Raw genomic sequence first — 26,101 nt, 5'->3', positions numbered from 1 at the left:
CGCCTGGCGGGCGAAGTAGCCCAGTTCGGGGTGGTGCCGCTTGGCTTCCAGCTCGGTGACCACGACCACCGGGAGAACGACCTCGTGCTCCTCGAAGCGGGTCATGGCGAGAGGGTCCGCCAGGAGCACGCTGGTGTCGAGAACGTACGTGCGCCGGTCTGGTGTCCGGCGGCTCTTGGAACTGACCACTAGGCCTCCAGGGCGGATGACCCTGCGTCATCCGCGGCAAGCCGGCCCCCGCTGCCCCGGTGGCCTCGGGGCCGGTCTGCCTGGAGTATTCCCAGGCGGGGGGCGGTGCATTCGCGTCCTCGGCGAACTGACGGATCATTGCCGGTGAACGTTTGGCCTCGCCCCGCCACCGGGTAGATCAGCCCCTACGGCGCTCTCCGCCCGGGCCTCCGCCCGGGCGGCGGCCGGTCCCGCCCGGCGGCCCCTCAGTCAGTCTCAGTCAGCCCCTCCGGCCGTGCCCGCACGGCGCTCCCGGGCGGGCCGGGCCTCCTCGACCGCGGTACGCGCCGGGTCAGAGTCCCATCCGCCGGTGCCGCTCCTCGTAGGCGCGCAGCGCCCGCAGGAAGTCGACCTTCCGGAAGGCCGGCCAGTACGCCTCGCAGAAGTAGAACTCGCTGTGCGCGCTCTGCCAGAGCAGGAAGCCGGAGAGCCGCTGCTCGCCCGAGGTGCGGATGACCAGGTCGGGGTCGGGCTGCCCCCTCGTGTAGAGGTGCTCGGCGATGTGCTCGACGTCGAGGATCTCGGCCAGCTCCTCGATCGAGGTGCCCCGCCCGGCGTGCTCCTGGAGCAGCGAGCGGACGGCGTCGGCGATCTCGTGCCGGCCGCCGTAGCCGACGGCCACGTTCACGGTGATCCCGTCGATCCCGGCGGTCTCCTCGGCGGCCTTCTTGAGGACGTCGGCGGTGTGCTGCGGCAGCAGGTCCAGTGCACCGACCGGGTTGACCCGCCAGCGGCGGGCGGCGGCCAGGTTGGTGACGGCGTCCTCGATGATCCCGAGCAGCGGGACCAGTTCGCCGGCCGGGCGGGAGAGGTTGTCGGTGGAGAGCATCCACAGGGTGACGACCTTGACGTGGGTCTCGTCGCACCAGCCGAGGAACTCGCTGATCTTGTCGGCCCCGCGCTGGTGACCGTAGGCGGTGGACCCGCCGGTCGCCTTGGCCCAGCGGCGGTTGCCGTCGAGGATCACGCCGATGTGGTGCGGGGTTCGGGCGAGGTGCACCTCGACCCGACGGCCGTACAGGCCGTACATCCCGTCCAGCAGGGTGCGCAGACCCGGCGTGCGTTCGACGACATCGCGCAGACCCATGCTTTTCGGCCCCTCCGTGCTCACTTCACCGGGTGCTTCACAACCCCCGGCGCAGCCTACTCCCGCGTTGTGTCGGCAAGGAAAGCCGCAGGTCCCGGGAGGGTCACGGTCCGGTGCGGAGTCTGTTGCGACGCGTGTGGCCCGGATGGCCGGAAGGCGCCCGCGAGAACCCCGGGTGTCCACAGGGGCGCCGGATACGGAACGGTCTCCGATTCCTTAAGGAATCCGTAAGCCGACGGTTCAATGCTTGACGACCACTAATGGTCTAGTCCAGCTTTTGACCCAAGGCGGAACGAACACAACCGGACCGCCCCACCGAGGCAGTACTGCGGACCTCCCCTCCCCCACACGCGGCCGCCGCGCCCCCCACCGCGGCGGCCGCTCCTCCCCACAGGAGCGCACCTCCATGGCCCGTACGCTGAACCAGCCCGCGCACAAGCGTCGGCGCAGCCCCCTCCCCGCCCTCGCCGCCGGCGCCACCGCCCTCGCGCTGGCCGGCACCGGGCTCGCCCTCTTCGCCGGGGGCGCCAACGCCGCCGCCGGGAACCTCGTCGGCAACGGTGGCTTCGACTCCGGCTCGCTGAGCGGCTGGACCTGTACCGGCGCCGCCCGCGTCGTCACCACCCCGGTCCACTCGGGTGCCGGCGCGCTGCAGGCCACCCCGGGCGCCGCGGACACCGCCGAGTGCACCCAGACCATCAGCGTGCTGCCCAACACCAGCTACACCCTCAGTGCCTGGGTCCAGGGTCCGTACGTCTACCTCGGCGCGCGCGGCACCGGCGGCACCGACCCGAGCGCCTGGTCCAACCAGAACAGCTGGAACCAGCTCTCCACCACCTTCACCACCGGCGCCAACGCCACCAGCCTCACCCTCTACCTGCACGGCTGGTACGGCCAGAGCGCCTACCTCGCCGACGACGTCGTGCTGAGCGGCCCGGGCGGGACCACCACCCCGACCCCCACCCCGACCGTCACCCCCACCCCGACGCCGACCGCCACGGCCACGCCGACCACGACGGCCTCCCCCACGGCCACCGCGACGCCGACCCAGACCGTCACCCCGACCCCCACCCAGACGGTCACGCCGACCCCCACGGCGACCAGCACCGGCAACCCCAACACCGGCCTGCCGAAGCACGTCGTCACCGGCTACTGGCACAACTTCGACAACAAGGGCAACAACCTCCAGAAGCTGAGCGACGTCCAGAGCGCGTACGACATCATCGCGGTCTCGTTCGCCGACTCCGTCGCCAACCGCCCCGGCGCCATCACCTTCAAGCTGGACGCGGAGCTCTCCGCGGGCCTCGGCGGCTACACCGACGCCCAGTTCCGGGCCGACGTGAAGGCCAAGCAGGCGGCCGGCAAGAAGGTCATCATCTCCATCGGCGGCCAGAACGGCGCCATCCACGTCAACGACGCGGCCGCCGCGAGCGCCTTCGTCGAGACCGCCTACGCGGTCATCAAGGACTACGGCTTCGACGGCCTCGACGTCGACCTGGAGAACGGCCTCAACCCGACCCACCTGGGCAACGCGCTGCACGCCCTGCAGGCCAAGGTCGGCCCGAGCTTCATCCTGACGATGGCGCCGGAGACCATCGGGATGTACTCCACCGCCGGCTCCTACTTCCAGCTGGCGCTGAACACCAAGGACATCCTGACCGTCGTCAACACCCAGTTCTACAACTCGGGCGGCATGAACGGCTGCGACGGCAAGGTCTACAACCAGGGCACCATCGACTTCATCACCGCCCAGGTCTGCACCCACATCCAGGGCGGCCTGCGGCCCGACCAGGTCGGCATCGGCGTCCCCGCCTCCTCCAAGGCGGCCGGCGGCGGCTACGTCTCGCCGAGCGTCGTGAACAACGCCCTGGACTGCCTGGCCACCGGCAAGAACTGTGGCAGCTTCGTCCCGCCGGCCAAGTGGCCGACCATCCGCGGCGCGATGACCTGGTCCACCAACTGGGACGCCAACAACGGCAACGCGTTCTCCAACGCGGTCGGCCCGTTCGTCCACCAGATGCCGTAATCCCCCACGGCGCGCCGCCCCGTGAGGGTGGGGCCAGCGCGTCGGCGCCGGGCCCGTCGTACCTTGACCGGTACGACGGGCCCGTCCGCCGTTTCCGGGGCGGGTGCGCCATGGTCCGCCGTAGCTCGGGGCCGCCCCGCGCTACGGCTGGACCAGGACCGTGAGCAAGGTGCCGAGCAGCAGGAACGGACCCATCGGCACCTCCCGGCCGCGCACCGGACGCCGGCGCACCAGGGCCGCCACCAGCACGCCGACCGACCAGAGCCCGGCCAGCAGCACGACCGTGATCAGCCCGGTCAGCGCCGCGGACCAGCCGTACCGTCCGAGCAGCGCGCCGAGGCCGAGTGCCAGCACGCTGTCCCCGGGGCCCATCAGTCCCAGCCAGACCGGCAGTTCGAACAGCGCGCCGGCCGCCAGCGCCACCAGCAGGCAGCGCAGCAGCACGTCCGGGCTGCCGTCCACCAGTTCCAGCACCGTCAGCAGCACCGCGAGCCCCGCCGCCAGCGTCAAGCTCAGCGGGTACGGCAGCCGGTGCACCCGGGCGTCGGTGAAGCCGAGCACCACCCCGACGCCGGCCGCCCAGAGCAGCAGCAGCGCGTCGGACGGCCGGCCGGCCGTCAGCGCGGCGGCGGCCGCGGCGGCGGTGACCGCCTCCACCTGCCAGGCGCCCGGGCCCAGCCCGGTCCGGCAGCCCGGGCAGCGGCCGGTCGGCGGCAGCCCGCGCAGCTCCCGCGCGCAGGACGGGCAGGTGGTGCGCCACGGCTCGCCCTCGGGCACGGCGTACCGCACCACCAGGCCGCGCAGTGCCGGCGCCGCCAGCAGACCGGCCAGCACGGCCCCGACCACGCTCGCGATCACGACGTCCTCCCCCTCCGCGCGGCGACGGTACGATCCGGCGGGTCCCGGTCAGGAACCGGCCGGACGCCGTCCGCGTCCGACTCAGGCGGCACCCCTTGATCCGGGTGCCGCGACCGACCACATCATCCACGGGGGAGACACACCTTGACGAAGCACCGGACCACTCTGCGCGCGGCCGTCCCGGTCGCGGCGCTGGCGCTGGCCCTGACGGCCTGCGGGCCGGAGAACGACGACCCGGCCGTCGTCGCCGCCCCGACCGCCGCCGGCACCACGGCGGGCGCTCCGGCGGGGGCCCCCACGGGCGCGCCGACCACCGCACCCACCGGGGCCCCGGCGGCCACCGGCGGCGGCGCGGCGGGAGGCGGCGGCACCGCGACCGCCAACCCCGCCCCCTCGGCCGCCACCAGCGGCAACCCGATCGGCGGGGCGAGCGGGGGCGGCAGCAAGATCACCTTCGAGAACCCGCTGCCGCTGACCGCCACCGGCAGCTACCTCGGCAAGACCAAGGCCGACGTGACCCCGGTCTCGGTGGTCAAGGGCACCGCCGCCGACCTCGCCCCGTTCAACTTCAAGCCCGCCGACGTCGCCGGCAAGACGCCGTACTACGTGACCGTCTCGTTCACCAACAGGACGGGCGCCCCGCTGAACGACGAGTACTTCATGATGCGGTTCAAGGTGAACACCGACGCCAAGGCGACCGGCATCCTGGCGGCCCCGACCGTCCTGAAGTCCATCCCGGCCTGCGACTCCGGCAAGAAGCCCGGCACGCTCGCCGACGGCCAGAGCCAGCAGCAGTGTGCCGTCTATCTCGTGCCCAACGACACACCGCCGCAGTTCCTCACCTTCGGCAGCGTTCTGGACACCCAGCCACTGATCTGGAAGGCGAGCTGACGCCTCCGCCTCCCGATCCAAGGAGTGGCTGAGCAGTAGCGTCCGGGCGGTCCGGCGGGTGTCCCACGACACGCGCCGGACCGCCCGGTTCTGCCCCTAAAGTAGGCAGGCATGCAGGTCATCCAGTCCAGCAAGCTCGCCAACGTCTGCTACGACATCCGCGGCCCGGTGCTCGACGAGGCGATGCGGCTGGAGGAGCAGGGCCACCGCATCCTGAAGCTCAACACCGGCAATCCCGCGCTGTTCGGCTTCGACGCGCCCCCGGAGATCCTCCAGGACATCCTGCGCAACCTCTCCTCCGCGCACGGCTACGGCGACTCCAAGGGGCTGCTCTCGGCCCGCCGCGCCGTGGTCATGCACTACGAGGAGCGCGGCCTGCACGGGCTGGACGTCGAGGACGTCTTCCTCGGCAACGGCGTCTCCGAACTCATCCAGCTGGCCATGACCGCCCTGCTGGACGACGGCGACGAGGTGCTCGTCCCCGCCCCGGACTACCCGCTCTGGACGGCCTCCGTCTCGCTGGCCGGCGGCACCGCCGTGCACTACCGCTGCGACGAGCAGTCCGAGTGGTACCCGGACCTCGCCGACGTCGAGGCCAAGGTGACCGACCGGACCAGGGCGATGGTCGTCATCAACCCCAACAACCCGACCGGCGCGGTCTACCCGCGCGAGGTGCTGGAGGGGCTGGTCGAGATCGCCCGCCGGCACCAGCTGGTGATCTACGCGGACGAGATCTACGACAAGATCCTCTACGACGACGCCGAGCACATCCCGCTGGCCACCCTGGCCCCCGACCTGTTCTGCGTCACCTTCAACGGCATGTCCAAGTCCTACCGGGTCGCGGGCTTCCGCTCCGGCTGGATGGTGCTCTCCGGCGACCGCCACCGCGCCCGCAGCTACGTCGAGGGCCTGACCGTGCTCGCCTCGATGCGGCTCTGCGCCAACATGCCGGCCCAGCACGCGGTGGCCGCGGCGCTCGGCGGTCGGCAGTCGATCAAGGACCTGGTGCTGCCCGGCGGCCGTCTGCTGGAGTCCCGCGACGCCGCCTACCGGCTGCTCAACGACATCCCCGGGGTCAGCTGCGTCAAGCCGAAGGGGGCGCTCTACGCCTTCCCCCGGCTGGACCCGAAGGTCTACAAGATCAAGGACGACGCCCAGATGGTGCTCGACCTGCTGCGGGCCGAGCGGATCCTGCTGGTCCAGGGCACCGGCTTCAACTGGCCGGAGCCGGACCACTTCCGGCTGGTCACCCTGCCGCGTCCGGAGGAGATCACCGACGCCGTCACCCGGATCGGCACCTTCCTCGGCGGCTACGCGCAGCCCTGACGCGGGCCGGGCGCGGACGGGACCGCACGCCGGGCGCAGGCCGGGCGCGGGCGGGAAAAGCGCTACGGCCGGAGTCCCGGTCCGGACGATCTCCTTGGTCGGGGAAAGATCGTCCGGCGGGGCTCCGGCCGTCCTGTCGCTCGTCGGTGCGCGATTCGTGCCACGCACCGACCACTTACTCGCCTTACTGAGGCTCAGGCTCAGCCGAGGCGGGCGACAAGGTCTCGGTACTCGTCCCACAGCTCGGTGGGCGTGTGGTCGCCGAACAGTTCCAGGTGGGCCGGGACGAGCGCGGCCTCCTGGCGCCAGATGTCGGCGTCGACGGTGAAGAGCAGGTCGAGGTCCTCCTTCGACAGCTCCAGGCCGGCGAGGTCGAAGGACTCGACGGTCGGCAGCACGCCGATCGGCGTCTCGACACCGTCGCCGGTGCCCTCCAGCCGCTCGACGATCCACTTGAGCACGCGGCTGTTCTCGCCGTAGCCGGGCCAGACGAACTTGCCCGCGCCGTTCTTGCGGAACCAGTTCACGTAGTAGATCTTCGGCAGCTTGGCGGCGTCCGCCTCGGCGCCGACCTTCAGCCAGTGGGCGAAGTAGTCGCCCATGTTGTAGCCGCAGAAGGGCAGCATCGCGAACGGGTCGCGACGCAGCTCGCCGACGGTGCCCTCGGCGGCCGCGGTCTTCTCGGAGGCGATGTTGGCGCCCAGGAAGACGCCGTGCTGCCAGCCGAAGGACTCGGTCACCAGCGGGACGGCGGTGGCGCGGCGACCGCCGAACAGGATGGCCGAGATCGGCACACCCGCCGGGTCCTCCCACTCGGGGGCGATGGTCGGGCACTGCGCGGCCGGGACGGCGAAGCGGGCGTTCGGGTGGGCGGCCGGGGTGCCGGACTCCGGCGTCCAGTCGTCACCGCGCCAGTCGGTGAGGTGGGCCGGCTTCTCGTCGGTGAGGCCCTCCCACCAGACGTCGCCGTCGTCGGTGAGCGCGACGTTGGTGAAGACCGTGTTGCCCCAGAGGGTGTCGATCGCGTTGGCGTTGGTGTCGACACCGGTGCCGGGCGCGACGCCGAAGAAGCCGGCCTCCGGGTTGATGGCGCGCAGACGGCCGTCGGCGCCGAAGCGCATCCAGGCGATGTCGTCGCCGATCGTCTCGACCTTCCAGCCCGGGATGGTGGGCTGGAGCATCGCGAGGTTGGTCTTGCCGCACGCCGACGGGAAGGCCGCCGCGACGTACTTGACCTCCGACTCGCCCGTGGGGCCGGCCGGCGGGGTGAGCTTCAGGATGAGCATGTGCTCGGCCAGCCAGCCCTCGTCACGGGCCATGGTCGAGGCGATGCGCAGCGCGTAGCACTTCTTGCCGAGCAGGGCGTTGCCGCCGTAGCCGGAGCCGAACGACCAGATCTCCCTGGCCTCCGGGAAGTGCGAGATGAACTTGGTGGAGCTGCACGGCCACGGGACGTCCGCCTGTCCCTCGGCGAGCGGGGCACCGACGGTGTGCACGGCCTTGACGAAGTCGCCGTCCTCGCCGAGCTGGTCCAGCACGGCCCGGCCCATGCGGGTCATCACGCGCATCGAGACCGCGACGTAGGCGGAGTCGGTGATCTCGACGCCGTACGCGGCGAGCGGGGAGCCGACCGGGCCCATCGAGAAGGGCACGACGTACATCGTGCGGCCCTTCATCGCGCCGCGGAACAGACCGTTCTCGCCCTGGAAGATCTCCCGCATCTCGGCGGGGGCCTTCCAGTTGTTGGTCGGACCGGCGTCCTTCTGCTGCTCGGAGCAGATGTAGGTGCGGTCCTCCACGCGCGCCACGTCCGTGGGGTCCGAGGCGGCGTAGTAGGAGTTGGGGCGCTTGTCCTCGTTGAGCTTCTTGAAGGTGCCCTGGGCGACCAGCAGGTCCGCAAGGCGCTGGTACTCCTCGTCCGAACCGTCGCACCACTCGACGCGGTCCGGCTGGGTGAGCTCCGCGATCTCGCTCACCCAGGCCAGCAGACGCTGGTGGCGGGTGGGCGCGGCGCTGAGAGCAGCCGAGTTCTCGTTCGACACGATCGCTCCTTCACGCCATCCCGGCGGGGAGATGGCGTAGCGGGGTTTGAGGGTGATTGCAGCGTAGCTCCGGGTCCGGGCCCCGAATACGGCGAGGAGGCAAAGTTGGCGCATTTTTTACTACAGTAAGGATAATTACTGGCCAGTAGTGGAGCACCTTCGGCGGGTGAGGAGCCCCGCCACCCCGACTTCGAATACTCCAAAACGTCCAACTAGTGACGGCCGACACTTCCTACGCGTCAGTAACCTACGGAGCCGTAGGTAGCGGGTAGCATGCGGACATGACTGCTGAGCTCCTGGAGAGCACGGAGCGTGTCGAGCCCAAGCCGACATGGCGCGGCTGGCTGCACGCCGGAATGTTCCCTGCCGCGGTGGCCGCCGGGATCGTGCTGATCTGCCTGGCCGAACCGGGCCCCGCCAGGATCGCGTGCGCGATCTACTCGGTCAGCGCCTGGCTGCTCTTCGGGGTGAGCGCGGTGTACCACCGCTTCACCTGGGGGCCGCGCGGCGACGCGGTCCTGCGCCGGCTGGACCACGCGAACATCTTCCTGATCATCGCGGGCACCTACACCCCCTTCACCATCCTGCTGCTGGACGGCGCCGACCGGCAGTTGCTGCTCTGGGCGGTCTGGGGCGGGGCGCTCGCCGGGATCGCGTTCCGGGTGTTCTGGGTCGGCGCGCCGCGCTGGCTGTACACGCCGGTGTACCTCGCGCTGGGCTGGGCCGCCGCGTTCTACCTGCCCGACTTCCTGCGCACCGGCGGAGTCGCCGTCCTGGTGCTGATGATCGTCGGCGGCGTGCTCTACAGCGTCGGCGGCGTGGTGTACGGGCTCAAGCGGCCCGATCCGTCACCGGGCCGCTTCGGCTTCCACGAGGTGTTCCACGCCTTCACCCTCGGGGCCTTCATCACGCAGTACGTCGGGATCTCACTGGCGGCCTACAGCGCGGCCGGCTGAACCCGGCGCCCCGTGACGGGCGGTCGGCCGGTCCGCGGACCGGGCGGCCGCCCGTTCGGCCGTCCACTCGCGGACCGGGCGGTCGTGCGTCACCGCGGTCTCGTGACCACGGGACTCGTGCCCCCGTGACTCGGGGCCGCGCGCGTCGGGGCCGTGCGACCCGCGGGGGTCATGTACCCCGCGGGGGTCGTGCGCACCGCGGGCGTCGTGCGGCGGCTGGCTTCCGCGCACCGGCCGGTGGTGGCCGGCCGAACGCTCGTACGACCGGCGCTCGCGGACCGGGCGGCCGGGCGCCGCGGGCTCGCGCCCCGGGCCCGGCAGAGTCCGCCGGAGCCGCTCGGCCTGCCGCGCGTCGATCGCCTCGCGAGCCCGCCGGCAGCGCTCGCAGTGCGCGGCGTCCGGACTGCCGCCGGCCGTCCGGTGACCGCGCGCCGGGGGCCGTCCACCCGGCTCGGCCGCCCGGTGGAGCAGCTGCCAGCGCAGCCCGACGTACACCATCAGCAGCAGCACCTCGACCCCGGCGACCGCCAGCACCAGCGCGGCGCCGTTGATCAGGTAGGCCGCGACCACCGCCAGCGCCGAGCCCACCACCACTGCGGCACCCCAGATCTGGGCACCCGACTTCCGACCAGCCATTTCGGCTTCCCCTTCCTGCGCCGGGCTCGTGGTCGGCTCCTGCCGCCCCACCCCTTCTCCGCTCTCGGCACGCATCGGCCCGCACTGACCGACCGCCACATCCTATCTACCGTCAGTCACCCGAAACCGCCCGAAAGCGGCGAACGACAGATCAACGTTGCGTCAATTCCATGTGCGGAACGCGCACTTCCAGGACACATCACGGAGCGTGATGGCACGACCACCCGAGGCCGACATTGACGGGAGCCATCTTTTGGAGGTTACTGTCATTTGACAGCGACCATCTTCCAGGTCTCCGGAGGTTGTCCGTGACCACCCCGCCCACCGACCGGGCCCCGGCCCCGCCCGGGCCCGACCCGCGGCGCTGGCTCGCGCTCGTCGCCGTCGCCCTCAGCGTCCTGGTGATCAGCTTCGACATGACGGTCCTCAACGTGGCATTGCCCACCCTGGCCTCCCAGTTGGAGGCCACCACCGGGCAGCAGCAGTGGATCGTCGACTCCTACAGCGTGGTCTTCGCCGCGGCGATGCTCCCCGCCGGGCTGATCGGCGACCGCTTCGGCCGACGCCTCGTCCTCACCCTGGGCCTCGCGCTGTTCGGCCTCTCCTCCGCCGTCGGCATGCTCGCCGACAGCCCCGGCACGCTGATCGCCGCGCGCGCCGCGATGGGCCTGGCCGGCGCGCTGGTGATGCCGATGTCCATGGCGGTGATCCCCGGGATCTTCCCGGCCGCCGAGCAACGCCGCGCCACCGCGGTCCTGGCCGCCGCCCTCGCCGTCGGCACCCCGCTCGGTCCGCTGATCGGCGGCTTCCTGCTCCAGCACTTCTGGTGGGGCGCGATCTTCGTGGTCAACCTCCCGCTGGTCGCGATCGGCATCACCGCCTGCCTGATCCTGCTGCCGGAGACCCGCAACCCCGCCGCACCCCGGATCGACCTGCTCGGCACCCTGCTCGGCGCCGGCGGCCTGGCGGCGCTCACCTACGGCATCATCGAGGGCCCCGAGCGCGGCTGGTCCGACCCCCTGGTCCTCGGCACGATCGGCGGCTCGCTGGTCGCGCTCACCGCTCTGGTGCGGCGCAGCCGGCGCCGGCCCGACCCGATGCTCGACCTCACCCTGCTCGCCGACCGCACCTTCCGCTGGTCGGTGGTGGCCGCGACCCTGGTCTCTCTGGTGCTGTACGGAGCCTTCTTCGTGCTGCCCCTCTACTTCCAGAGCGTGCTCGGCGCCGACGCCTTCGGCACCGGCCTGCGGCTGATGCCGATGATGCTCGGCCTGATGGTGGCGGCCCGGTTCAGCGACAAGCTGGTCGCCCGGACCGGCCACCGGCCGGTGATCACCGCCGGGCTGGCCGTCCTGGCCGGAGCCCTGCTGATCGGGAGCCGGACGGACGCCTCCGACGGTTACGGCCCGGCGGCGGTCTGGCTGGTCCTGCTCGGGTTCGGCATGGGCCTGTCGATCATCACCGCCCAGGCCACCGCGCTGCTCACCCTGCCGCCCGCCCGGGCCGGCGTCGGTTCGGGGCTGCTCCAGACCTTCCGTCAGGTGGGCGGGGCGATCGGGGTCGCGCTCTTCGGCAGCCTGCTGGCCGGCTCGTACCGGGGAGCGCTGGACACCACCGGGCTCCCGGCGGGCGCCGCGGACCGGGCCGGGCAGTCGGTGGTGGCCGCCGACGCCGTCGCCGCCTCCACCGGGGACCCGTCACTGGCCGCCTCCGCGCACGCCGCCTACGTCCACGGGATGACGGCGGTGCTGCTGACCGCCGGGGTGGTCGCGGTGCTGTCGGCGGTTCTGGTCGCCCTCCGGATGCCGTCCGTCGAGCCCACCGGGCCCGCCGAGCCCTCCGTCGGCGGAGCGGTCACCGGTGAGCCCGCCGCCGACGGCCCCGGCACCGGTCCCGGACCGTCCGCCGCGCCCGCGGCCGATCACGGATAATCGAAGGTATGAGCGCAGCGCAGCCGACAGCGGCACCCCCGGCGGGCCCGGACGATCCGGTCCAGGCGATGCCGGCGGCGCCGCTGTCGCTGCGCGAGCGGAAGAAGCTGAAGACCCGCCGGGCGATCCGCCGCGAGGCGTACCGGCTCTTCGCCGAACTGGGCTACGAGAACACCACGGTGGACCGGATCGCGGACGCCGCCGAGGTCTCGCAGTCGACCTTCTTCCGGTACTTCGCCACCAAGGAGGACGTCGTCCTCACCGACGAGTACGACCCGGCGATGATCGCCGCCCTGCTGGCACGGCCCACTGACGAACCGTTCCTGCGCTCCTGCCGGGAGGCCCTCACCGGGCTGATCCGCACACTGGTCCGAGACGAGCGCGAGGAACTCCTCGTCCGGATGCGGCTGGTCACCGAAGTCCCCGCGCTGAGGGCCCGGATGCGCGACAGCGCCAACGACCCGCAGCAGCTCTACCTCACCGTGCTGATGCGGCGGGCCGGTGTCCAGGAGCCGACCTTCGCGATGCGGATCACCGCCGCCTCGCTCGGCGCGGCCACCACGGAGGCCGTCCTGCGCTGGGCCGAGAGCGGCGGCACCGAGGACATGGCCGAGCTGGTCGACCGCGCCTTCGCGATCATGGAGAGCGGCTTCACCGAGCTCTAGGCGCCCGGACGTACGGGGCCCGGACGGGGCCCGGACGGGCCCGGGCCTGCGGCGGGGCCCGGTCGCCGTGCCGGGCCCCGCCGCCTCGGTCCGGCGCTACCCGCGCCGGACTCCCACCCGCCGCCGCAACGCGAGGCCCGCGCCCGCGACAGCGGTGACGCTCAGGGCCGCGGTCGCCGTCGCGGCGGGCAGCACGCTCCCGCCGCTCCCGGCCGGCTCACCGGCCGCGTCCGGGCGGTAGCCGCCGCCCTTGCCCGCCCGGTCGTACGCCGAGCCGGGCAGTTTGTCGCCGTACCGCTCCCGGACCAGCTGCCGGTACGCCGCCAGGGTCACCCCGGAGTCGCCCACCGAGCCGCGGGCCTCGTCGTCCAGCGGGAGCACCCGGCCGTCCCGCAGCACGTACCAGGCGTTGAGCTGCGGCTCGCGGAACGCCGTCCCGCCGCCGGTGCTCGCGGCCTGCGCCGCGTAGTCGTTCTCGTCCCCGCCGGAGGCGATGTTGACGACCCGCCAGGCGCCGCCCTCCTTCACGGTCCAGACCGAGGCGACCTGCCCGTCGGTCGAGACCACCCGGCTCGCGGTGAACTCCGCCCTGGCCACGGCCGCACCCGGGGTGCCGGCCACGAACGCCGCGTCCAGGGTGTAGACCGGCACGGTCTCGCCGGTCAGCCGCGGGGCCGCCGCACTCGCGGCCCGCGCCTCCTCGGCGGCGCCGATGGTGAGCTGCTTGGTCGGCGGGACGCCCTTGCGGGCGAAGAAGCGCCCCAACTGGTCGAGCACGGCGGGGCTCTGCACCGCGCTCCTGGCCTGGGCCAGCTCGGCGGCGGAGACGGGAGCGGGGCCCTGTGCGGGCTCTGCCGCGGACGCCGCCGGAGCGACGGCCAGGCCGATCCCGGCCGCCAGCAGGACGCCGGCGGCGACGTTACGGATGCTGGTCATGGTCGCCCCTCACGCGCCGATCCGGTACAGGGAGTGGGTCCAGGAGAACGTGCCGTTCGACACGTAGTAGTTGTAGTCCGCCCAGTTGTAACGGGTGTTGGACGGCCACGGGTCGCCCCAGTAGACCCAGTTGTTGGAGGTGTCGAACCCGTAGACCACGTGCATGTGGCCGCCGCCCGAGCTCCACTGGATCCGGGTCTCGATCGGCCGGTTGGCGTTCACCTCCGTCTGCACCGTGCTGTAGCGCAGGTAGCCGGTGACGTAGGAGCCCGGGTTGATGCCGACCCAGCGCAGGCCGGTCTGCACGTCGCCCAGGGTGGCCTGGTTGTTGGGGCAGCTGGAGTTCGCCGAGCGGCCGAACGCGGCGTTGCAGAACTGGTTCTGGCTGTAGGTGTAGCCGTACCAGGTCGCGATGGTGTTGCCGCTCGCCGCCCAGCACCAGTTGGTCTGCTGTTGCTGCTGCATGGTGATGTTGAGCTTCTTGAAGGTGCCGGCCAGGTCGGCCGTGGCACCCGGCGCGGCGGCGGGCCGGATCTGGTCGGTCCCGGCGAGGGCCGTGGGGGTGGCCTGGGCCGGGGTGACGGCCGCGACGCTGAGCGCCGGACCGAGGACGCCGAGCGCGAGCACCGCGACGGCGCGGCGCAGGCGTGTCCGTGGAACTGACATGGGGGATTTCCTCCTTGCGACAGGCAGAGGAGTCGAGAGCTGTGGGGGTGCGGTCCGGATCCGCGCCATGAGCATCGCGCCGTTGACATGGCCGGTCAACGCCCCCGGCGGTCCGCCGACCCGGGTGTGAACGGCCCCGTTCCCGGTGTGAACGCCGCCCCGCAACCCCCGCCCGGAACGCCCGGACCGGTGACAAACCCCCTTCCACATGTGAATATTCACGACCAGCCGGACCCGCCCCGTCCGCCACCCGAGGAGGCCGCCATGCAGCGGACCGACCACCCCGACCTCGCCACCGCCCTGCGCACCGGCCCGTTCCACCTCGCCCTGCGGACCGCGATCACCACCCGCGGCCTCGCCCTGCACCGCGTCCGCGAACACCTCGCCCTGCGCGGCGTCCACATCGGGGTCACCAGCCTCAGCTACTGGCAGCAGGGCCACCGACGCCCCGAACGGGCCGAATCCCTGCGCGCGGTACGAGCGTTGGAGGACGTCCTGGACCTCCCCGAGCACTCGCTCACCCGGCTGCTCGGACCTCGGCGCACCACCCCCGACGGCCCGGCCGGCCCTCCCGTCCGCCCCTACCGCGACCTGATCGCCCCGGCCGCCGCCGTCGACGACCTGCTCGCCACCATCGCCGGACCGCGCGACACGGGGCTGCACACCATCACCCACATCGAGCGGATCCGGATCGGCGCCGACCGCCAGCTGGTCCGCCGCGACTCCCAGCACGCCCTGCGCGCCCACCGCGACGGCATCGACCGCTACCTCGCCATCCACCAGGGCGACCCCGGCAGCGACATCACCCGGGTCGGGGTCAGGGCCGAGGAGAACTGCCGCCCGGGCCGGATCCGGCGCGACCAGACCCACGACCTGCTGGTCGCCGAACTCCTCCTCGACCGCCGGCTCCGGGCCGGTGACACCCACCTGCTCGGCTACGGCTTCGACGACGCGCCGTCACCCACGCCCAGCTGCGAGTACGTCCGGGGCTTCAACTCCGGGGCCGGGCAGTACGTCCTCCAGATCACCTTCCACCCCGCCGCGCTCCCCGTCCGCTGCCGCCGCTTCGCCCGCCGCGCCCCGGGCGAGAAGTCCTACGAGAGCGAGGAGTTGACGCTCGACGGCCACCGCTGCGTCCATCTGGTGGCCACCGCGCTCCGGCCGTGCCTGCTGGGCATCCGGTGGGACTGGGAGTAGCCGCCTCCCTTCACGGCGCCGGGTTCTCCGCCGTGCGGCGGGTGTCGTAGGCGGGGTCGACGGTGCCGAACAGCCGGTCCCAGACGGTGGTGTAGAAGCCCAGATTGACCCCGGGGTCGACGTGGTGGCCCGCGTGGAACATCGGCAGCGCCACCCAGCGGAACACCGCGAGCCGCCGGGCCCGGGCCGGGAACGGCTCCACGCCCAGGTGGCCGAGCAGGCCGAAGACCAGGTTGACCACGACGTACCCGGCCAGCGCCAGGGCGGAGATCTCCCAGAGGCAGAGCACCGCGAGCCAGGTACCGCCGAAGCCCAGCACCTCCAGGGGGTGCAGGACGAAGAGCGTGGACGGGCGCGGGTCCGGGTAGCGGTGGTGCAGTTCGTGGGCCAGCCGGTAGAGCCGGCGACGGTGGGCGAGCCAGTGGCCCGCGTACATCAGGGCGTCCATCACCAGGGAGAACAGCAGCAGCTCGGCCACCGCCCGCAGACCGGTGTCCGCCGAGAGCCGCAGCAGACCGTGCTGCCAGAGTGCCCAGCCGGCCACTCCCACACCGGAGTTGAGAAGGACGGCGGTGGCCGTCAGCAGCCACTCGCGGCGGTCCGGCGGCGGGGGCGCCGGCGCCACCCGCCGGTCGCCGAAGCGGCGGACCAGCAGGCTCCCGGCGACCAGCGCCACCGCGAACAGGGCGAGGTTGCCGGCCAGCGCGCCGGCCACCACCTCCCCCGGGCCCAGCCGGCCCGCCCGTTCGAGCAACCCGTCCACCGTCACGGCCACCTCCCCCGGCGGCCGTGGCGGCCGCCCCGTCCGGATCGGACGCCGGCCCGGGACGGGCGGTTCCCCCGTCCGCACCGGCCGGCGGCGCCGCTCAGGCTACGCGGGCCCGCCGGGCCGCCCGGCCCCGGAACTCCAGCACGGTGCAGTCCTCCACCGGCCGGTAGCCGATCTGCTGGTAGATCGAGTTGCTCGTCGGATTGGCGAGGTCGGTGTACAGCAGCACCTCCGTCGCACCGAGCCCCAGCGCGTGGGCCGAGGCCGCCGCCGTGACCCCGCTCCCGTAGCCGCGTCCGCGGTGGTCGCCCGGCGTGTAGACCGGGCCGATCCGGGACATCCCGGCGATCACCGCACTGTGCCCGGCGAGCGCCACCGGGCGCCCCCCGTCCTCCCAGAGGTGGAGCTGCCGGGCGGCGATCCGGTCGTCGGCGAGCGTCGCGACGCCGGAGGCCACCAGCCGGGCCTCGACCACGAACCGTCCGAGCCACTCGATCACCAGCTGCCGGTCCGACGGGTCGGCAAGCCTGGCGCCGCCGGCCGGCGGACGCGGCGGTTCGGTCGGCTCGCCGAGCCGGTAGAGCCGCTCCCTGGTCCGGACGGACCCGGTGGCGCCGGTGGCGGCCTGCCAGGCCGCGGAGAACGCCGCCACGGCCGCGTCACTCCCGGCGACCTCGACGACGTCCGCCGAACCGGCCCCGACCGCAGCCCCTATCGCCGCCCCCGCTCCGGTCCGGGCGGCGGCGAGTTCGGCCGCCAGCTCGCCGGCCGCCGACACCGGCATCTCCCCGAGCCGCAGTGCGAACGGGGGCGTTCGCAGGAAGGCCCCGCCGACCGGCCCGCCGGGCTCGGGGCACCACCAGCCGAAGACCGGCGCGTCCCCGCCGTAGTAGTGCGGACCGCGCTCCCTCAGCCGGTCCGTCACGGTGAGCAGCACGGTGTTCCGGGCCGGGCTCGCGGCGAGGGACCCGCCCGCGCGGGTGTGGAACTCGTCGACGGAGGTGCTCAGGGTCCAGGCCATGGACCATCTTCGCCCGCCCTTTCGTCCGCGCACCACCCGATTTCCGGGGCACGGTCAGGAGGGCGCGCCGCCCGCCTCCGCCGTCGCGCCCAGCCGCTCCGCCAGCACCGCGGGGTCGGTGGTCGGCGCGTCGCAGACGAAGTGCCGGCAGACGTACGCGGCCGGCGCCCCGCCCACCAGCGGTCGGTCGGCCAGCAGCGGCACCTCGTCGCTGCCCGCTCCCGGCTCGCCGAGCGCGACCACCGCGCCGGGTGCGGTACCCAGCAGGGCGACCCGGTGCAGCGCGGCGGTGGCCGGGTCGCCGGCCGACCCGATCACGGCGACCTCGCGCGGCCCGTCGGCCAGGGCCTCGGCGGCGGCCAGGCCCCAGCCGATGAAGCGGGGAGCGCGCGGGGCGAGTGCGCCGACGATGCCGAGCGCCCGCTCGGCCGCGGTCCGGTGACGTGCCGAACCGGTGTACGCGGCGTACGTGAGCAGGGCGTTGGCGGCGGCGGTCCAGCCGGACGGGGTGGCGTTGTCGGTCGGGTCCTGCGGACGCCGGATCAGCTCCTCGGCGTCGTCGGCGGTGTCGAACAGCGCCCCGGTGGTCCCGTCGGCGAAGTGCTTGAGCACGGTGTCCAGCAGCCCGCCGGCCAGCTGGAGCCACTCGGCCTCCCCGGTCACGGCGAACAGGGCGAGGAAGCCCTCGGCGGTGTCGGCGTAGTCCTCCAGCACGCCCGCGTTCGGACCCGGGCGGCCGTCGCGCGAGGTGCGCAGCAGCCGGCCGTCGGGGGTGAGGTGAACGGCGAGCAGCAGGTCGGCGGCACGCTCGGCGGCCTCGACGAGGTCGGGCCGGTCCAGCAGGGCGCCCGTCTCGGCGAGGGCGGCGACGGCCAGCCCGTTCCAGGCGGCGACCACCTTGTCGTCCCGGGCGGGTGCGGGCCGGGCGGCCCGCACCTCGAACAGCCGGGACCGGACGCGCTCGTGGGCGGCGTCGTCCGCCGGGTCGGCGAGCAGCTGGAGCACCGAGGCCCCGTGCTCGAAGGTCCCCGCGCCGGTCACCTCGAACAGCTCGGCGGCGTACCCGCCGTCCGCGTCCCCCAGCACCTCGGCCAGCTGGGCGGGCGTCCACACGTAGTACGCCCCCTCGACCGAGCGGCCGGTCGCCGGGTCCGTGCTGTCCGCGTCCAGCGCGGAGGCGAACGCGCCCTCGGGGGTGCGCAGTTCGCGCAGCAGGAAGTCCGCGGTGGTCAGTGCGGTGCGGCGGGCGAGCGGGGAGCCGGTGGCCCGCCACAGGTGCAGGTAGGCGCGGAGCAGCAGCGCGTTGTCGTACAGCATCTTCTCGAAGTGGGGGACGACCCAGTCGGCGTCCACCGCGTACCGGGCGAACCCGCCGCCGAGCTGGTCGTGGATGCCGCCGCGGGCCATCGCCTCGCCGGTGCGGACGGCCATCTCCAGCGCCGCCTCCGAACCGGTCCGGGCGTGGTGGCGCAGCAGGTACTCGACGACCATGGCCGGCGGGAACTTGGGTGCCCCGCCGAACCCGCCGCGCCGTTCGTCGAAGTCACGGCTGAGCGCGACCAGCGCCTCGTGCAGGCCGGTCTCCCCCGGCGGCTGGTGCACGCCGCTGCCGACCGCGTACACCGACGCCCGCTCGGAGAGGTCGGCCCGGATCCGGGCGGCGACCTCGCCGACCTCGTCACGCCGGTCCCGCCAGGCCGCGTGCACGCCTTCCAGCACCTGCCGGAAGGACGGCATGCCGTGCCGCGGCTCGGGCGGGAAGTAGGTGCCGAAGTAGAACGGCTCCTTGTCAGGGGTCAGGAAGACGGTCATCGGCCAGCCGCCCTGCCCGGTCGCCGCCTGCACCGCCTCCATGTACACGGCGTCGACGTCCGGCCGCTCCTCGCGGTCGACCTTCACGGCCACGAACCGCTCGTTGGCGTACGCCGCGACGCCCTCGTCCTCGAAGGACTCGTGCGCCATCACGTGGCACCAGTGGCAGGCGGCGTACCCGACGCTCAGCAGGACCGGCACGCCGCGGCGGCGGGCCTCCTCGAACGCCTCGGGGCCCCACGGCCACCAGTCCACGGGGTTGTCTGCGTGCTGCAGCAGATACGGGGACGTGGCGTCGGCAAGTCGGTTCGGCATGCTACATGGTCCCTCACGCTCAGGTGCCACGGTCAAGCGACACGGAGACATGGAGGCTGGCGCGGCGCCCCTCTACTCGTCAGGCATTCCCGGTAACGGAAGTCAGGATGGCCCGGCCAACCGTAGGGGAATGGACAAACCGATCAGGTGGTCGGGTCGTCCATCCAGACGGACTGCCGTCCGTCTGGATGGACTATCACACCAAAGCGGATCAATTGAGGCTTACCCTCGCCAGCTACCACAGAAGGGCCACCTCGGCCGCATTGCAGGACGTGGAAATAAAAATAATATTTTCAGACGATTGGCGCAATAGGTTTACTTACGGCTGCCCTTGGACATCACGCGAAGCAACACCATGGAGGCTGCATTGATCGCATCAATCGTGACGGCCGGAGCTAGCATTCTAATTGCGGTCATGGCTTACTGGCTGAATCACCGAGGAGAAGTTCGCAGGTCCCTCAGGAAATCACGAATCGATTGGGTCAGTAGCCAGCTAAAAGATCTCTATGGCCCACTTCTTGTTCTGGCGGAGACCAACGAACGAGCATGGAGAGAGTATCGAAGGGCGCACTTTCCAGTGAATTCGGGGGACCCAACGGAGAGCCAAATGTCGGAGTCAATGTCGATGCGATGGCACATTTGGGTCGAAACGGTTTTCGCTCCGAGAGCTCGCCAAATAAGGGACATCGTTACCGCACGCGGAGATCTTATCATCGAAAGAGAAATGCCAGCGGTGGTACTCGACTTCTGTGCCCATGCAGCATCATACGACGCCCTTCTGGCGGACTGGGACAACGCCGGTGTCAATAATTCCACGCTGGTCCGCCATCCAGGAAGCAGCTTCCTGTCGTACGTCCGCGAGTCGTACGATGCCTTGAAAGAAGAACAGGAATACCTACTGAGCTCTACAAGGTGACCCAAATAGCTGGCCTGCAAGATTTGCAATAATCCCAAGGGGAAAGGATTGTTCATGAAGGTATTCCTGAGCTGGTCCGGGGAGCGCTCAAGGCGAGTCGCCGAGTGCCTGAAATCCTGGTTGCAAGATGTCATTCAAGAGATTGATCCATGGGTTTCCACTCAAGATATCGCCAAAGGAGGGAGGGGAATTAATGAGATCACTCACGAGCTCGCCTCGACAGACTTTGGGATCGTATGCATAACTCCAGAGAACGAGGCGTCAAAATGGATCAACTTTGAGGCCGGCTCACTGGCCAAGCAATTCAAAATTGCACACGTTGTCCCATTTCTTATCGACATGAAAATAGCAGACCTGGCTGGCCCTCTCGCACAGTTCCAGGCAACCGTTGGCGACAGTCGAGACGACGTCAGGAAGCTCATTGGCGACATGAATAAAGCATCGACAGGAAGGGCGGTGGCGGAGGATCGCTTAGATCGAGCGTTCGCACGGAGCTGGCCCGAGCTGGAAATAAACCTCCAAGATATCCGCAGCACCTCTCCCAATGAAGGCGTGCGGCATTCGGTCAAGCGGTCCGAGGCGGAGATGCTGGAAGAGGTCCTCTTGCTAGTTCGGAATCAAGAGTATCGCCAGGCAGATATGGATGGAAACGCAACTGAAGTTGAGGAAAAACTATCGCGGAGCCGGCGCATCAGCGAGGAGGAGTTCATCCTCTTGTCATTTGCAAAGATAGGATGGCGGGTACTCAGGTCCACATGGGAAAGCTCAGTAGTGAACATCACAGCACGCCACTCGGAGGGCGCCAGCGCCTCACTATCGCGTGATTTCATCGAGCGGGTAGCCAAGTCTTTGGACAGGCCCGTGGTTGTAGTAGGAGAGTCGGGTGTCGTGATAATCCGTAGCGCTTCCAGATTTTCTTAGCGCGGCGCAATTTTAGATTCACCGGTCAAACCTTGCCTCCACGGGAACTGGCATCTTCTCCGTCTTCCTGAAACGCAGATTGTCAATTTTTTCTTCCTGGACCCACGCATTCCAGGATTTGATATACAGGGCCACCTGCTCACGCATGGAATACCGACGCCTGGGACCGCGCCTCTGAATATGGGGAACCTTGAGCAGGGCAAGTCGCGGGTCTCCCACTTCGAGGTTTGCACCCGAGGTCAGTCCTTCGATCCAGCTGCCAACCTTCACGGCGGGAGCAGCCTCGGTCGTGACGAAATAGCCTACCGCCGCTGCAGTCTGGCTCGCGAACACGTGCTTCGAAATATCGCGTCCTGCGACCACAGCTTCTCGATACATTTCACTGTCCTCGTTGTATCCTGCCAGGATCCGGCCGTTCGCGATTCGAGCCCCATTCCCGGTCCACGAGGAGTCAGGCATGGCCTTGAACAGGAGAACGTGGCGAATAGTGGAGTGAAGCAGAGGGAGATATTTCTCACCAGTGGAAGAAAGTGTGTCCACACCACTACGGCGCTTCCCTGTATCGAGTACAGGGAATGCAGTTCGCGGAAGCCCTTCGAATACGTAAATCCACACAGGGATGCCAGCCTTGATGATGGCATTCAAGCGGTGCTGACCATCCAGTAGGCACCCTGCCTCAAGCGGCCCGTCAAGCGCGATTCCCTGGTGCGTCAACTGCCACTCATCGCGGATTATTGAATCAACCAAGAAATCAACTTGCCCCCAGTCCAGACGCCGATTTACCATGGCTCTGGACAACAAGTCCTTTGCGATATTTGGAGTGACATAGACGAGGCGTGGAGTGGGCGCGCCCTCTGGAACTCCTCCATTAGTGATCATTCCAAGACCGTACAGGCCTTGATGGCGTTGTTCAGCGAAAGATCTGAAGTGATCAGTTTCGCGCAATCATGTTCAAAGATGGACCACACTAGACCGATTAAGCCCAATGCATGGGATGTCTATCCATCTTTGGGTTGATACATATAACTTGCCCGGATCTGTCCCCTCGTTGAGCAGGCGAGGCCCGTCGCGTGACGCTCCCGAGCATCGAGTTCCGCAGGTGCATGCTACTCACTAGTCGGGCGTTACAAAGGTGGCAACAGCCGTCAGGCGAAGCTGCGAATCGAGTTCGGCTCTTCCAAGCGGCTGTAAATGGACGTCGCATGCCGTGCGTCAGTTGGCGTCTGCCTGGGCCGGGGCAGCTCGTCCAGGTCGAACGTGTAGTTGCGTCCGTCGGCCAGCTCGATGGGCAGCTTGCCCGAGCCGTACTTGCGCGTGTGGGCCGCGATGTAGCCGGAGCCGGTGAGCTGGGTGTGGACGACGACCTCTGCGGCGTACGGGTCCACCACCACGTAGACCGGGATGCCGTAACGGCCGTACTTCGCGGTGCAGTCGTCGTAGTCCTTGCAAGCGGAGGAGGCCGACACCACCTTGGCGATCAGCAGCACGTCCTCGAACACGTGGCGCGTGCCCTGCCGTTGCGCACCCTCCCGCAGGATCACGACGTCCGGTGCCGAGTTCTCGTCGGCCGGGAAGTCGATGCAGACGTCGGAGATGCCCTTGACGTGTCGACCCAGGGCGCAGGAGTCGATCTGTATCGACTTGATCGTGCTGAAGTGCTCTTCGCTCCGCGGGGTCATGACCACCTTCTGTGTGCATGACCGAGTCGACGCTCATCGGCGGATCCCTCCAGTCGTCCTTCGGCCCCTGGCGCCCGGAGCCGTACGGGCCCACGACAACACGCTGCCACGGGTGGACCATCCGATCCGCAGAGCAGCGTCCCGGAGTCGCAGAACAGTACGCTGGGCCCAGCAGCACCGAGCCCGTCGAGTCCCGAGGAGGTACGCCGATGACCGCCGAGATGGTCGCTCCCGAGTGGATGCACCACCAGATCACCGCGGACGAGTACGACTCCTGGTCCGAGGAGCAGTGCGCGGGTATCGAGATCGTGGACGGGATGGTCGTCGTGAGCCCGAGTGCGTCCAAGCGGCACAACCGCCTGGCCCGGATCCTGGCAAATGCCCTGGATGCAGCCGCCGGTCCGGACTGGAACGCCGACACGGACTTCGATGTCCGATTGCAGGACGTGCCACTCACCAACCGACGGCCCGATGTCGTGGTCTACCGGGCCGAGACCATCGACATCACGCCTACCCGCCCGGAGCACGTCCTCCTGGTCGTCGAGGTCGTGTCACCGGGTTCGGAGACCACCGACCGCATCGTGAAGGTGGATCAGTACGCCCAGGCCGGCATCGCCTTCTACTGGCGGATCGAGCAGACCGCCAACGGCGTCCCTCTCGTCTACACCTACGTCCTCGACCCCGCGAGCCGGTCCTACCGCGACGCGGACGTGTTCACGGGCGCGATCAGAACAACCGCTCCGTTCGCGGTCGAGATCGACCTCAGCGTGATCTGACCCGCCCTCCGGACGCGTGACTGGCCGGCCTCGGGCTAGGCGGCCAGCTGGTGTCAAGCTCAGACGTCTGCACCCCCCAACCGCTCACCATGCGCGTCCATGCCGCTACTTTCTGGAAACGCCCCACGTCAGAACTACCTGGTTGTGTCAAGTCACTGGCACCAGTGGCAGGCGGCGTACCCGACGCTCAGCAGGACCGGCACGCCGCGGCGGCGGGCCTCCTCGAACGCCTCGGGGCCCCACGGCCACCAGTCCACGGGGTTCCCGGCGTGCTGGAGCAGGTACGGGGACGTCGCGTCGGCGAGGCGGTTAGGCATGCCCCCATCCTTGCGCATCGGGCCGGCGCGCGGACGGGCGCCGGACTCACTCCTTCGAGGCCTCCGGCTGCTCGACGAAGTCGACCTTCTTGAACTGTCGGTTCATCGACTTGGCCAGGAACCAGGTGGCCACGCCGAGGACGGCGAAGACCACGAAGCCCAGCAGGCCGGGGGTGACCTTGGCGTCGTCGACGGCGAGCTCGGCGGCGAGGTGGGTGAGGTTCACGGAGGCGCTCATATCTCTATGGTGGCCCGGCTCACGGGGAGCCGGGCCGTCGGGGGGTGGTTCAGTCGCGCGTGTCGGCCGATTCGGCCGTCAGGCTGGGCGTGCGAAGGCCGGCGAACAGGTCGTCCTCCGGGAGGTCCACGTCGATGAGGGTACGGGCGAGCTCGTAGTCCTCCGTGGGCCAGACCTCGCGCTGGACCTCCAGCGGGACGCGGAACCAGGGGCCGTCCGGGTCGATCTGGGTGGCGTGCGCGATCAGCGCGCGGTCCCGGGTCTCGAACCAGTCGTCGCAGCGGACCCGGGTGGTGATCTCGCGCTCCTTGCGGCCGCTCTTCTCCCAGCCGGCGATCCACTCGCCGTAGGGGGACTCGTGGCCGTTGTCGGAGAGGTACTGGTGGAGCGCGCGGATCCGGCCCATCGGGAAGCCGTGGTTGTAGTAGACCTTCAGCGGCTGCCAGGGCTCACCAGCGTCCGGGTAGGCGTCCGGGTCCCCCGCGGCCTCGAAGGCCAGCATGGTGATCTTGTGGGTCATGATGTGGTCGGGGTGCGGGTAGCCGCCGTTCTCGTCGTAGGTCGTGATGACCTGCGGCTTGAACTCCCGGATCAGGCGGACCAGCGGTTCGGCCGCGTCCTTGACGTCCTGGAGGGCGAAGCACCCCTCGGGGAGCGGGGGCAGCGGGTCGCCCTCCGGCAGGCCCGAGTCCACGAAGCCCAGCCAGGCCTGCTTGACCCCGAGGATCGCGCGGGCCTCGTCCATCTCCTTGGCCCGGACCTCGTGGATGTTCTCCTCGATCTCCGGCCGGCCCTGCAGCTTGGGGTTGAGAACCGACCCGCGTTCCCCTCCCGTGCAGGTGGCCACGAGCACGTCCACCCCCTGGTCGACGTACATGGCCATGGTCGCCGCGCCCTTGCTGGACTCGTCGTCCGGGTGGGCGTGCACCGCCATCAGTCGCAACTGCTCAGTCAACGCGTGCGTTCCTTCCACAATGTCTGGGCGTCCCGCGCAAGCCGGTCTGCCCACCGTCTGAGCCGCTCGGTACGGGACCGCGTCACCGCGGGACCGGCCGCCGCACCTGTCGCCGACACGGCCGAGCCCCGCCCCCGCCGGACCGGCCGTGGGCGTGCCCCTCCTATAGTGACGGACTGGAGGAGCACCGCATTCCCCCGCACCACCCGCGCGGCCCCCTCCCCACGAGAGGACTGAGCCCGATGACCGCAGGCACCAGGACGCCGCAGCTGCCCGAGGGGCGCTACGGACGGCGCGGCGACCGCGAGGCGGACCGGCGGCTCAAGGTGATCGGCGCGGTCTGCGGAGTGCTGGCGCTGGGCCTGGTCACGTGGCTGGGAGCCTCGTACCTGATCCGCGAGACGAAGATCAACGGCGCCGTGCCGTCCTTCGAGGCGGTCTCCGACGTCGAGATGCAGCTGCACCTGTCGGTGCGCAAGAGCGACGGCACCGCGGGCAGCTGCACCGTCCGCTCGCAGGGCGAGAACGGCGCGGTGGTCGGGGTGGCCGACTTCCCGGTACCGGCGGACGGCTCCGGCTACGACGCGGTGGTCAGTCTGCGGACCACCTCCCGCGGCACCACCGCCGAGCTCCTCGGCTGCACCCCCGCGTAGCCGCCCGCGGAGGGCCGGCCCCCGGTAGTCACTGGCGGCGCCGGCCACCCGGAGCGCATATTCGATCTGGAGAGCGGGCATCCGTAGAGGAGTCGCGCACCGCTGCTGTACATCTCGGCGCAATGTCGTCGTCAATGACGCGCCAACGGCCCTCCCGCTTGTCGGTGGGAGTTGTTAGGCTCGTGGTTTCGCCCCTTCCGCACCAGCTGGTACGGGAGCGGGCGTTGCTTTGTAGTTAAGACCGATATCAGCACCACCAGACGCGCTGACGACTCACACCCTCA

Annotated in this window: 24 protein-coding genes and 1 pseudogene; 10 read left to right on the top strand and 15 right to left on the bottom strand. The window is 70.4% G+C overall.

Going from position 1 to position 26,101, the window contains the following annotated elements; all coding sequences use genetic code 11:
- The coding region (locus tag PUR56_RS06115; RefSeq protein ID WP_329879723.1) for a PIN domain-containing protein at positions 1 to 189 on the bottom strand (189 nt) is incomplete at its 3' end.
- A gap of 331 nt (positions 190 to 520) precedes the next feature.
- The gene (locus tag PUR56_RS06110) at positions 521 to 1,315 is read right to left on the bottom strand and encodes an isoprenyl transferase (protein WP_329879722.1); all 795 of its coding nucleotides are present in this window, start codon (positions 1,313 to 1,315) and stop codon (positions 521 to 523) included.
- Between the two features lie 406 nt (positions 1,316 to 1,721).
- On the opposite strand from PUR56_RS06110, the gene PUR56_RS06105 reads away from it, so the two are divergent.
- Positions 1,722 to 3,341 carry a chitinase gene (locus tag PUR56_RS06105; protein ID WP_329879721.1) on the top strand — a complete coding sequence of 540 codons (1,620 nt, stop codon included), beginning with the start codon at positions 1,722 to 1,724 and terminating at the stop codon, positions 3,339 to 3,341.
- A gap of 141 nt (positions 3,342 to 3,482) precedes the next feature.
- Here the strand turns inward: PUR56_RS06105 and PUR56_RS06100 are convergent, their stop codons facing one another.
- On the bottom strand, positions 3,483 to 4,199 hold the full coding sequence (locus PUR56_RS06100; RefSeq protein WP_329879720.1) for a prepilin peptidase: 717 nt from the start codon (positions 4,197 to 4,199) through the stop codon (positions 3,483 to 3,485).
- A 144-nt stretch (positions 4,200 to 4,343) separates the two neighbouring features.
- Between PUR56_RS06100 and PUR56_RS06095 the strand changes: the two genes are divergently transcribed.
- On the top strand, positions 4,344 to 5,090 hold the full coding sequence (locus PUR56_RS06095; protein WP_329948150.1) for a hypothetical protein: 747 nt from the start codon (positions 4,344 to 4,346) through the stop codon (positions 5,088 to 5,090).
- A gap of 111 nt (positions 5,091 to 5,201) precedes the next feature.
- The gene (locus PUR56_RS06090; RefSeq protein ID WP_329879718.1) at positions 5,202 to 6,416 is read left to right on the top strand and encodes a pyridoxal phosphate-dependent aminotransferase; all 1,215 of its coding nucleotides are present in this window, start codon (positions 5,202 to 5,204) and stop codon (positions 6,414 to 6,416) included.
- A 200-nt stretch (positions 6,417 to 6,616) separates the two neighbouring features.
- Here the strand turns inward: PUR56_RS06090 and PUR56_RS06085 are convergent, their stop codons facing one another.
- Positions 6,617 to 8,458, bottom strand: coding sequence for a phosphoenolpyruvate carboxykinase (GTP) (locus PUR56_RS06085; RefSeq protein WP_329948149.1), 1,842 nt, complete (start codon positions 8,456 to 8,458; stop codon positions 6,617 to 6,619).
- 281 nt (positions 8,459 to 8,739) lie between these two features.
- Between PUR56_RS06085 and trhA the strand changes: the two genes are divergently transcribed.
- Positions 8,740 to 9,414 (top strand): PAQR family membrane homeostasis protein TrhA, encoded by a 675-nt coding sequence (gene trhA / locus PUR56_RS06080; protein WP_329879716.1) that lies wholly within the window; start codon positions 8,740 to 8,742, stop codon positions 9,412 to 9,414.
- Here trhA and PUR56_RS06075 read toward each other — a convergent pair.
- A complete protein-coding gene (locus PUR56_RS06075) occupies positions 9,385 to 10,050 on the bottom strand; it encodes a hypothetical protein (protein WP_329948148.1) in 666 nt (221 codons plus the stop codon). The genes trhA and PUR56_RS06075 overlap by 30 nt on opposite strands.
- A 308-nt stretch (positions 10,051 to 10,358) precedes the next feature.
- On the opposite strand from PUR56_RS06075, the gene PUR56_RS06070 reads away from it, so the two are divergent.
- Both PUR56_RS06070 and PUR56_RS06065 read left to right on the top strand, forming a co-directional pair.
- Positions 10,359 to 11,981, top strand: a complete 1,623-nt coding sequence (locus tag PUR56_RS06070; RefSeq protein WP_329948147.1) for an MFS transporter — start codon at positions 10,359 to 10,361, stop codon at positions 11,979 to 11,981.
- A gap of 8 nt (positions 11,982 to 11,989) precedes the next feature.
- The gene (locus tag PUR56_RS06065) at positions 11,990 to 12,646 is read left to right on the top strand and encodes a TetR family transcriptional regulator (RefSeq protein ID WP_329948146.1); all 657 of its coding nucleotides are present in this window, start codon (positions 11,990 to 11,992) and stop codon (positions 12,644 to 12,646) included.
- A 96-nt stretch (positions 12,647 to 12,742) separates the two neighbouring features.
- Here PUR56_RS06065 and PUR56_RS06060 read toward each other — a convergent pair whose 3' ends face one another.
- Positions 12,743 to 13,582, bottom strand: a complete 840-nt coding sequence (locus PUR56_RS06060) for a hypothetical protein (protein WP_329948145.1) — start codon at positions 13,580 to 13,582, stop codon at positions 12,743 to 12,745.
- Between the two features lie 9 nt (positions 13,583 to 13,591).
- The gene (locus tag PUR56_RS06055; protein WP_329879711.1) at positions 13,592 to 14,248 is read right to left on the bottom strand and encodes a papain-like cysteine protease family protein; all 657 of its coding nucleotides are present in this window, start codon (positions 14,246 to 14,248) and stop codon (positions 13,592 to 13,594) included.
- Positions 14,249 to 14,512: 264 nt separating this feature from the next.
- Here PUR56_RS06055 and PUR56_RS06050 point away from each other — a divergent pair, with 264 nt between their 5' ends.
- Positions 14,513 to 15,445 carry a hypothetical protein gene (locus PUR56_RS06050; RefSeq protein WP_329879710.1) on the top strand — a complete coding sequence of 311 codons (933 nt, stop codon included), beginning with the start codon at positions 14,513 to 14,515 and terminating at the stop codon, positions 15,443 to 15,445.
- A 10-nt stretch (positions 15,446 to 15,455) separates the two neighbouring features.
- Here PUR56_RS06050 and PUR56_RS06045 read toward each other — a convergent pair whose 3' ends face one another.
- From PUR56_RS06045 to PUR56_RS06035, 3 genes are all read right to left on the bottom strand, one after another.
- Positions 15,456 to 16,214, bottom strand: coding sequence for a sterol desaturase family protein (locus tag PUR56_RS06045; RefSeq protein WP_329948144.1), 759 nt, complete (start codon positions 16,212 to 16,214; stop codon positions 15,456 to 15,458).
- Positions 16,215 to 16,311: 97 nt separating this feature from the next.
- Positions 16,312 to 17,235 (bottom strand): GNAT family N-acetyltransferase, encoded by a 924-nt coding sequence (locus PUR56_RS06040; protein ID WP_329948143.1) that lies wholly within the window; start codon positions 17,233 to 17,235, stop codon positions 16,312 to 16,314.
- Between the two features lie 54 nt (positions 17,236 to 17,289).
- A complete protein-coding gene (locus tag PUR56_RS06035) occupies positions 17,290 to 19,362 on the bottom strand; it encodes a thioredoxin domain-containing protein (protein ID WP_329948142.1) in 2,073 nt (690 codons plus the stop codon).
- Between the two features lie 970 nt (positions 19,363 to 20,332).
- Here PUR56_RS06035 and PUR56_RS06030 point away from each other — a divergent pair.
- Positions 20,333 to 21,199 (top strand): toll/interleukin-1 receptor domain-containing protein, encoded by an 867-nt coding sequence (locus PUR56_RS06030; RefSeq protein ID WP_329948141.1) that lies wholly within the window; start codon positions 20,333 to 20,335, stop codon positions 21,197 to 21,199.
- 18 nt (positions 21,200 to 21,217) lie between these two features.
- Here the strand turns inward: PUR56_RS06030 and PUR56_RS06025 are convergent, their stop codons facing one another.
- Positions 21,218 to 22,078, bottom strand: a complete 861-nt coding sequence (locus tag PUR56_RS06025) for a hypothetical protein (protein WP_329948140.1) — start codon at positions 22,076 to 22,078, stop codon at positions 21,218 to 21,220.
- Positions 22,079 to 22,344: 266 nt separating this feature from the next.
- Positions 22,345 to 22,878 carry a Uma2 family endonuclease gene (locus PUR56_RS06020; protein ID WP_329948139.1) on the bottom strand — a complete coding sequence of 178 codons (534 nt, stop codon included), beginning with the start codon at positions 22,876 to 22,878 and terminating at the stop codon, positions 22,345 to 22,347.
- A gap of 209 nt (positions 22,879 to 23,087) precedes the next feature.
- Here PUR56_RS06020 and PUR56_RS06015 point away from each other — a divergent pair, with 209 nt between their 5' ends.
- Positions 23,088 to 23,654, top strand: coding sequence for a Uma2 family endonuclease (locus tag PUR56_RS06015; RefSeq protein WP_329948138.1), 567 nt, complete (start codon positions 23,088 to 23,090; stop codon positions 23,652 to 23,654).
- Between the two features lie 158 nt (positions 23,655 to 23,812).
- Here the strand turns inward: PUR56_RS06015 and PUR56_RS06010 are convergent.
- The 3 genes and pseudogenes from PUR56_RS06010 to mca form a co-directional block, all read right to left on the bottom strand.
- A pseudogene (locus tag PUR56_RS06010) lies at positions 23,813 to 23,971 on the bottom strand (DUF255 domain-containing protein); the annotation flags it as partial.
- 46 nt (positions 23,972 to 24,017) lie between these two features.
- Positions 24,018 to 24,209, bottom strand: a complete 192-nt coding sequence (locus tag PUR56_RS06005; RefSeq protein WP_329879706.1) for a hypothetical protein — start codon at positions 24,207 to 24,209, stop codon at positions 24,018 to 24,020.
- 49 nt (positions 24,210 to 24,258) lie between these two features.
- The gene (mca, locus tag PUR56_RS06000) at positions 24,259 to 25,164 is read right to left on the bottom strand and encodes a mycothiol conjugate amidase Mca (protein ID WP_329948136.1); all 906 of its coding nucleotides are present in this window, start codon (positions 25,162 to 25,164) and stop codon (positions 24,259 to 24,261) included.
- Positions 25,165 to 25,406: 242 nt separating this feature from the next.
- Here mca and PUR56_RS05995 point away from each other — a divergent pair, with 242 nt between their 5' ends.
- Entirely contained in the window at positions 25,407 to 25,817 is a 411-nt protein-coding gene (locus PUR56_RS05995) for a DUF4307 domain-containing protein (RefSeq protein WP_329879704.1), read from the top strand.
- The last annotated feature ends 284 nt before the right edge of the window (positions 25,818 to 26,101 follow it).

Source organism: Streptomyces sp. BE303 (genome assembly GCF_036290945.1).
Classification (GTDB): domain Bacteria; phylum Actinomycetota; class Actinomycetes; order Streptomycetales; family Streptomycetaceae; genus Kitasatospora.
This window is presented reverse-complemented; position numbering and strand designations above follow the sequence as displayed.

Excerpts from the sequence above, each read along its gene's own strand:
- PUR56_RS06110 (WP_329879722.1), bottom strand. The coding sequence starts at position 1,315 with ATGGGTCTGCGCGATGTCGTCGAACGCACGCCGGGTCTGCGCACCCTG.
- PUR56_RS06105 (WP_329879721.1), top strand. The coding sequence starts at position 1,722 with ATGGCCCGTACGCTGAACCAGCCCGCGCACAAGCGTCGGCGCAGCCCC.
- PUR56_RS06090 (WP_329879718.1), top strand. The coding sequence starts at position 5,202 with ATGCAGGTCATCCAGTCCAGCAAGCTCGCCAACGTCTGCTACGACATC.
- trhA (WP_329879716.1), top strand. The coding sequence starts at position 8,740 with ATGACTGCTGAGCTCCTGGAGAGCACGGAGCGTGTCGAGCCCAAGCCG.
- PUR56_RS06075 (WP_329948148.1), bottom strand. The coding sequence starts at position 10,050 with ATGGCTGGTCGGAAGTCGGGTGCCCAGATCTGGGGTGCCGCAGTGGTG.
- PUR56_RS06065 (WP_329948146.1), top strand. The coding sequence starts at position 11,990 with ATGAGCGCAGCGCAGCCGACAGCGGCACCCCCGGCGGGCCCGGACGAT.
- PUR56_RS06060 (WP_329948145.1), bottom strand. The coding sequence starts at position 13,582 with ATGACCAGCATCCGTAACGTCGCCGCCGGCGTCCTGCTGGCGGCCGGG.
- PUR56_RS06055 (WP_329879711.1), bottom strand. The coding sequence starts at position 14,248 with ATGTCAGTTCCACGGACACGCCTGCGCCGCGCCGTCGCGGTGCTCGCG.
- PUR56_RS06050 (WP_329879710.1), top strand. The coding sequence starts at position 14,513 with ATGCAGCGGACCGACCACCCCGACCTCGCCACCGCCCTGCGCACCGGC.
- PUR56_RS06040 (WP_329948143.1), bottom strand. The coding sequence starts at position 17,235 with ATGGCCTGGACCCTGAGCACCTCCGTCGACGAGTTCCACACCCGCGCG.
- PUR56_RS06035 (WP_329948142.1), bottom strand. The coding sequence starts at position 19,362 with ATGCCGAACCGACTTGCCGACGCCACGTCCCCGTATCTGCTGCAGCAC.
- PUR56_RS06030 (WP_329948141.1), top strand. The coding sequence starts at position 20,333 with ATGAAGGTATTCCTGAGCTGGTCCGGGGAGCGCTCAAGGCGAGTCGCC.
- PUR56_RS06025 (WP_329948140.1), bottom strand. The coding sequence starts at position 22,078 with ATGATCACTAATGGAGGAGTTCCAGAGGGCGCGCCCACTCCACGCCTC.
- PUR56_RS06020 (WP_329948139.1), bottom strand. The coding sequence starts at position 22,878 with ATGACCCCGCGGAGCGAAGAGCACTTCAGCACGATCAAGTCGATACAG.
- PUR56_RS06015 (WP_329948138.1), top strand. The coding sequence starts at position 23,088 with ATGACCGCCGAGATGGTCGCTCCCGAGTGGATGCACCACCAGATCACC.
- PUR56_RS06005 (WP_329879706.1), bottom strand. The coding sequence starts at position 24,209 with ATGAGCGCCTCCGTGAACCTCACCCACCTCGCCGCCGAGCTCGCCGTC.
- PUR56_RS05995 (WP_329879704.1), top strand. The coding sequence starts at position 25,407 with ATGACCGCAGGCACCAGGACGCCGCAGCTGCCCGAGGGGCGCTACGGA.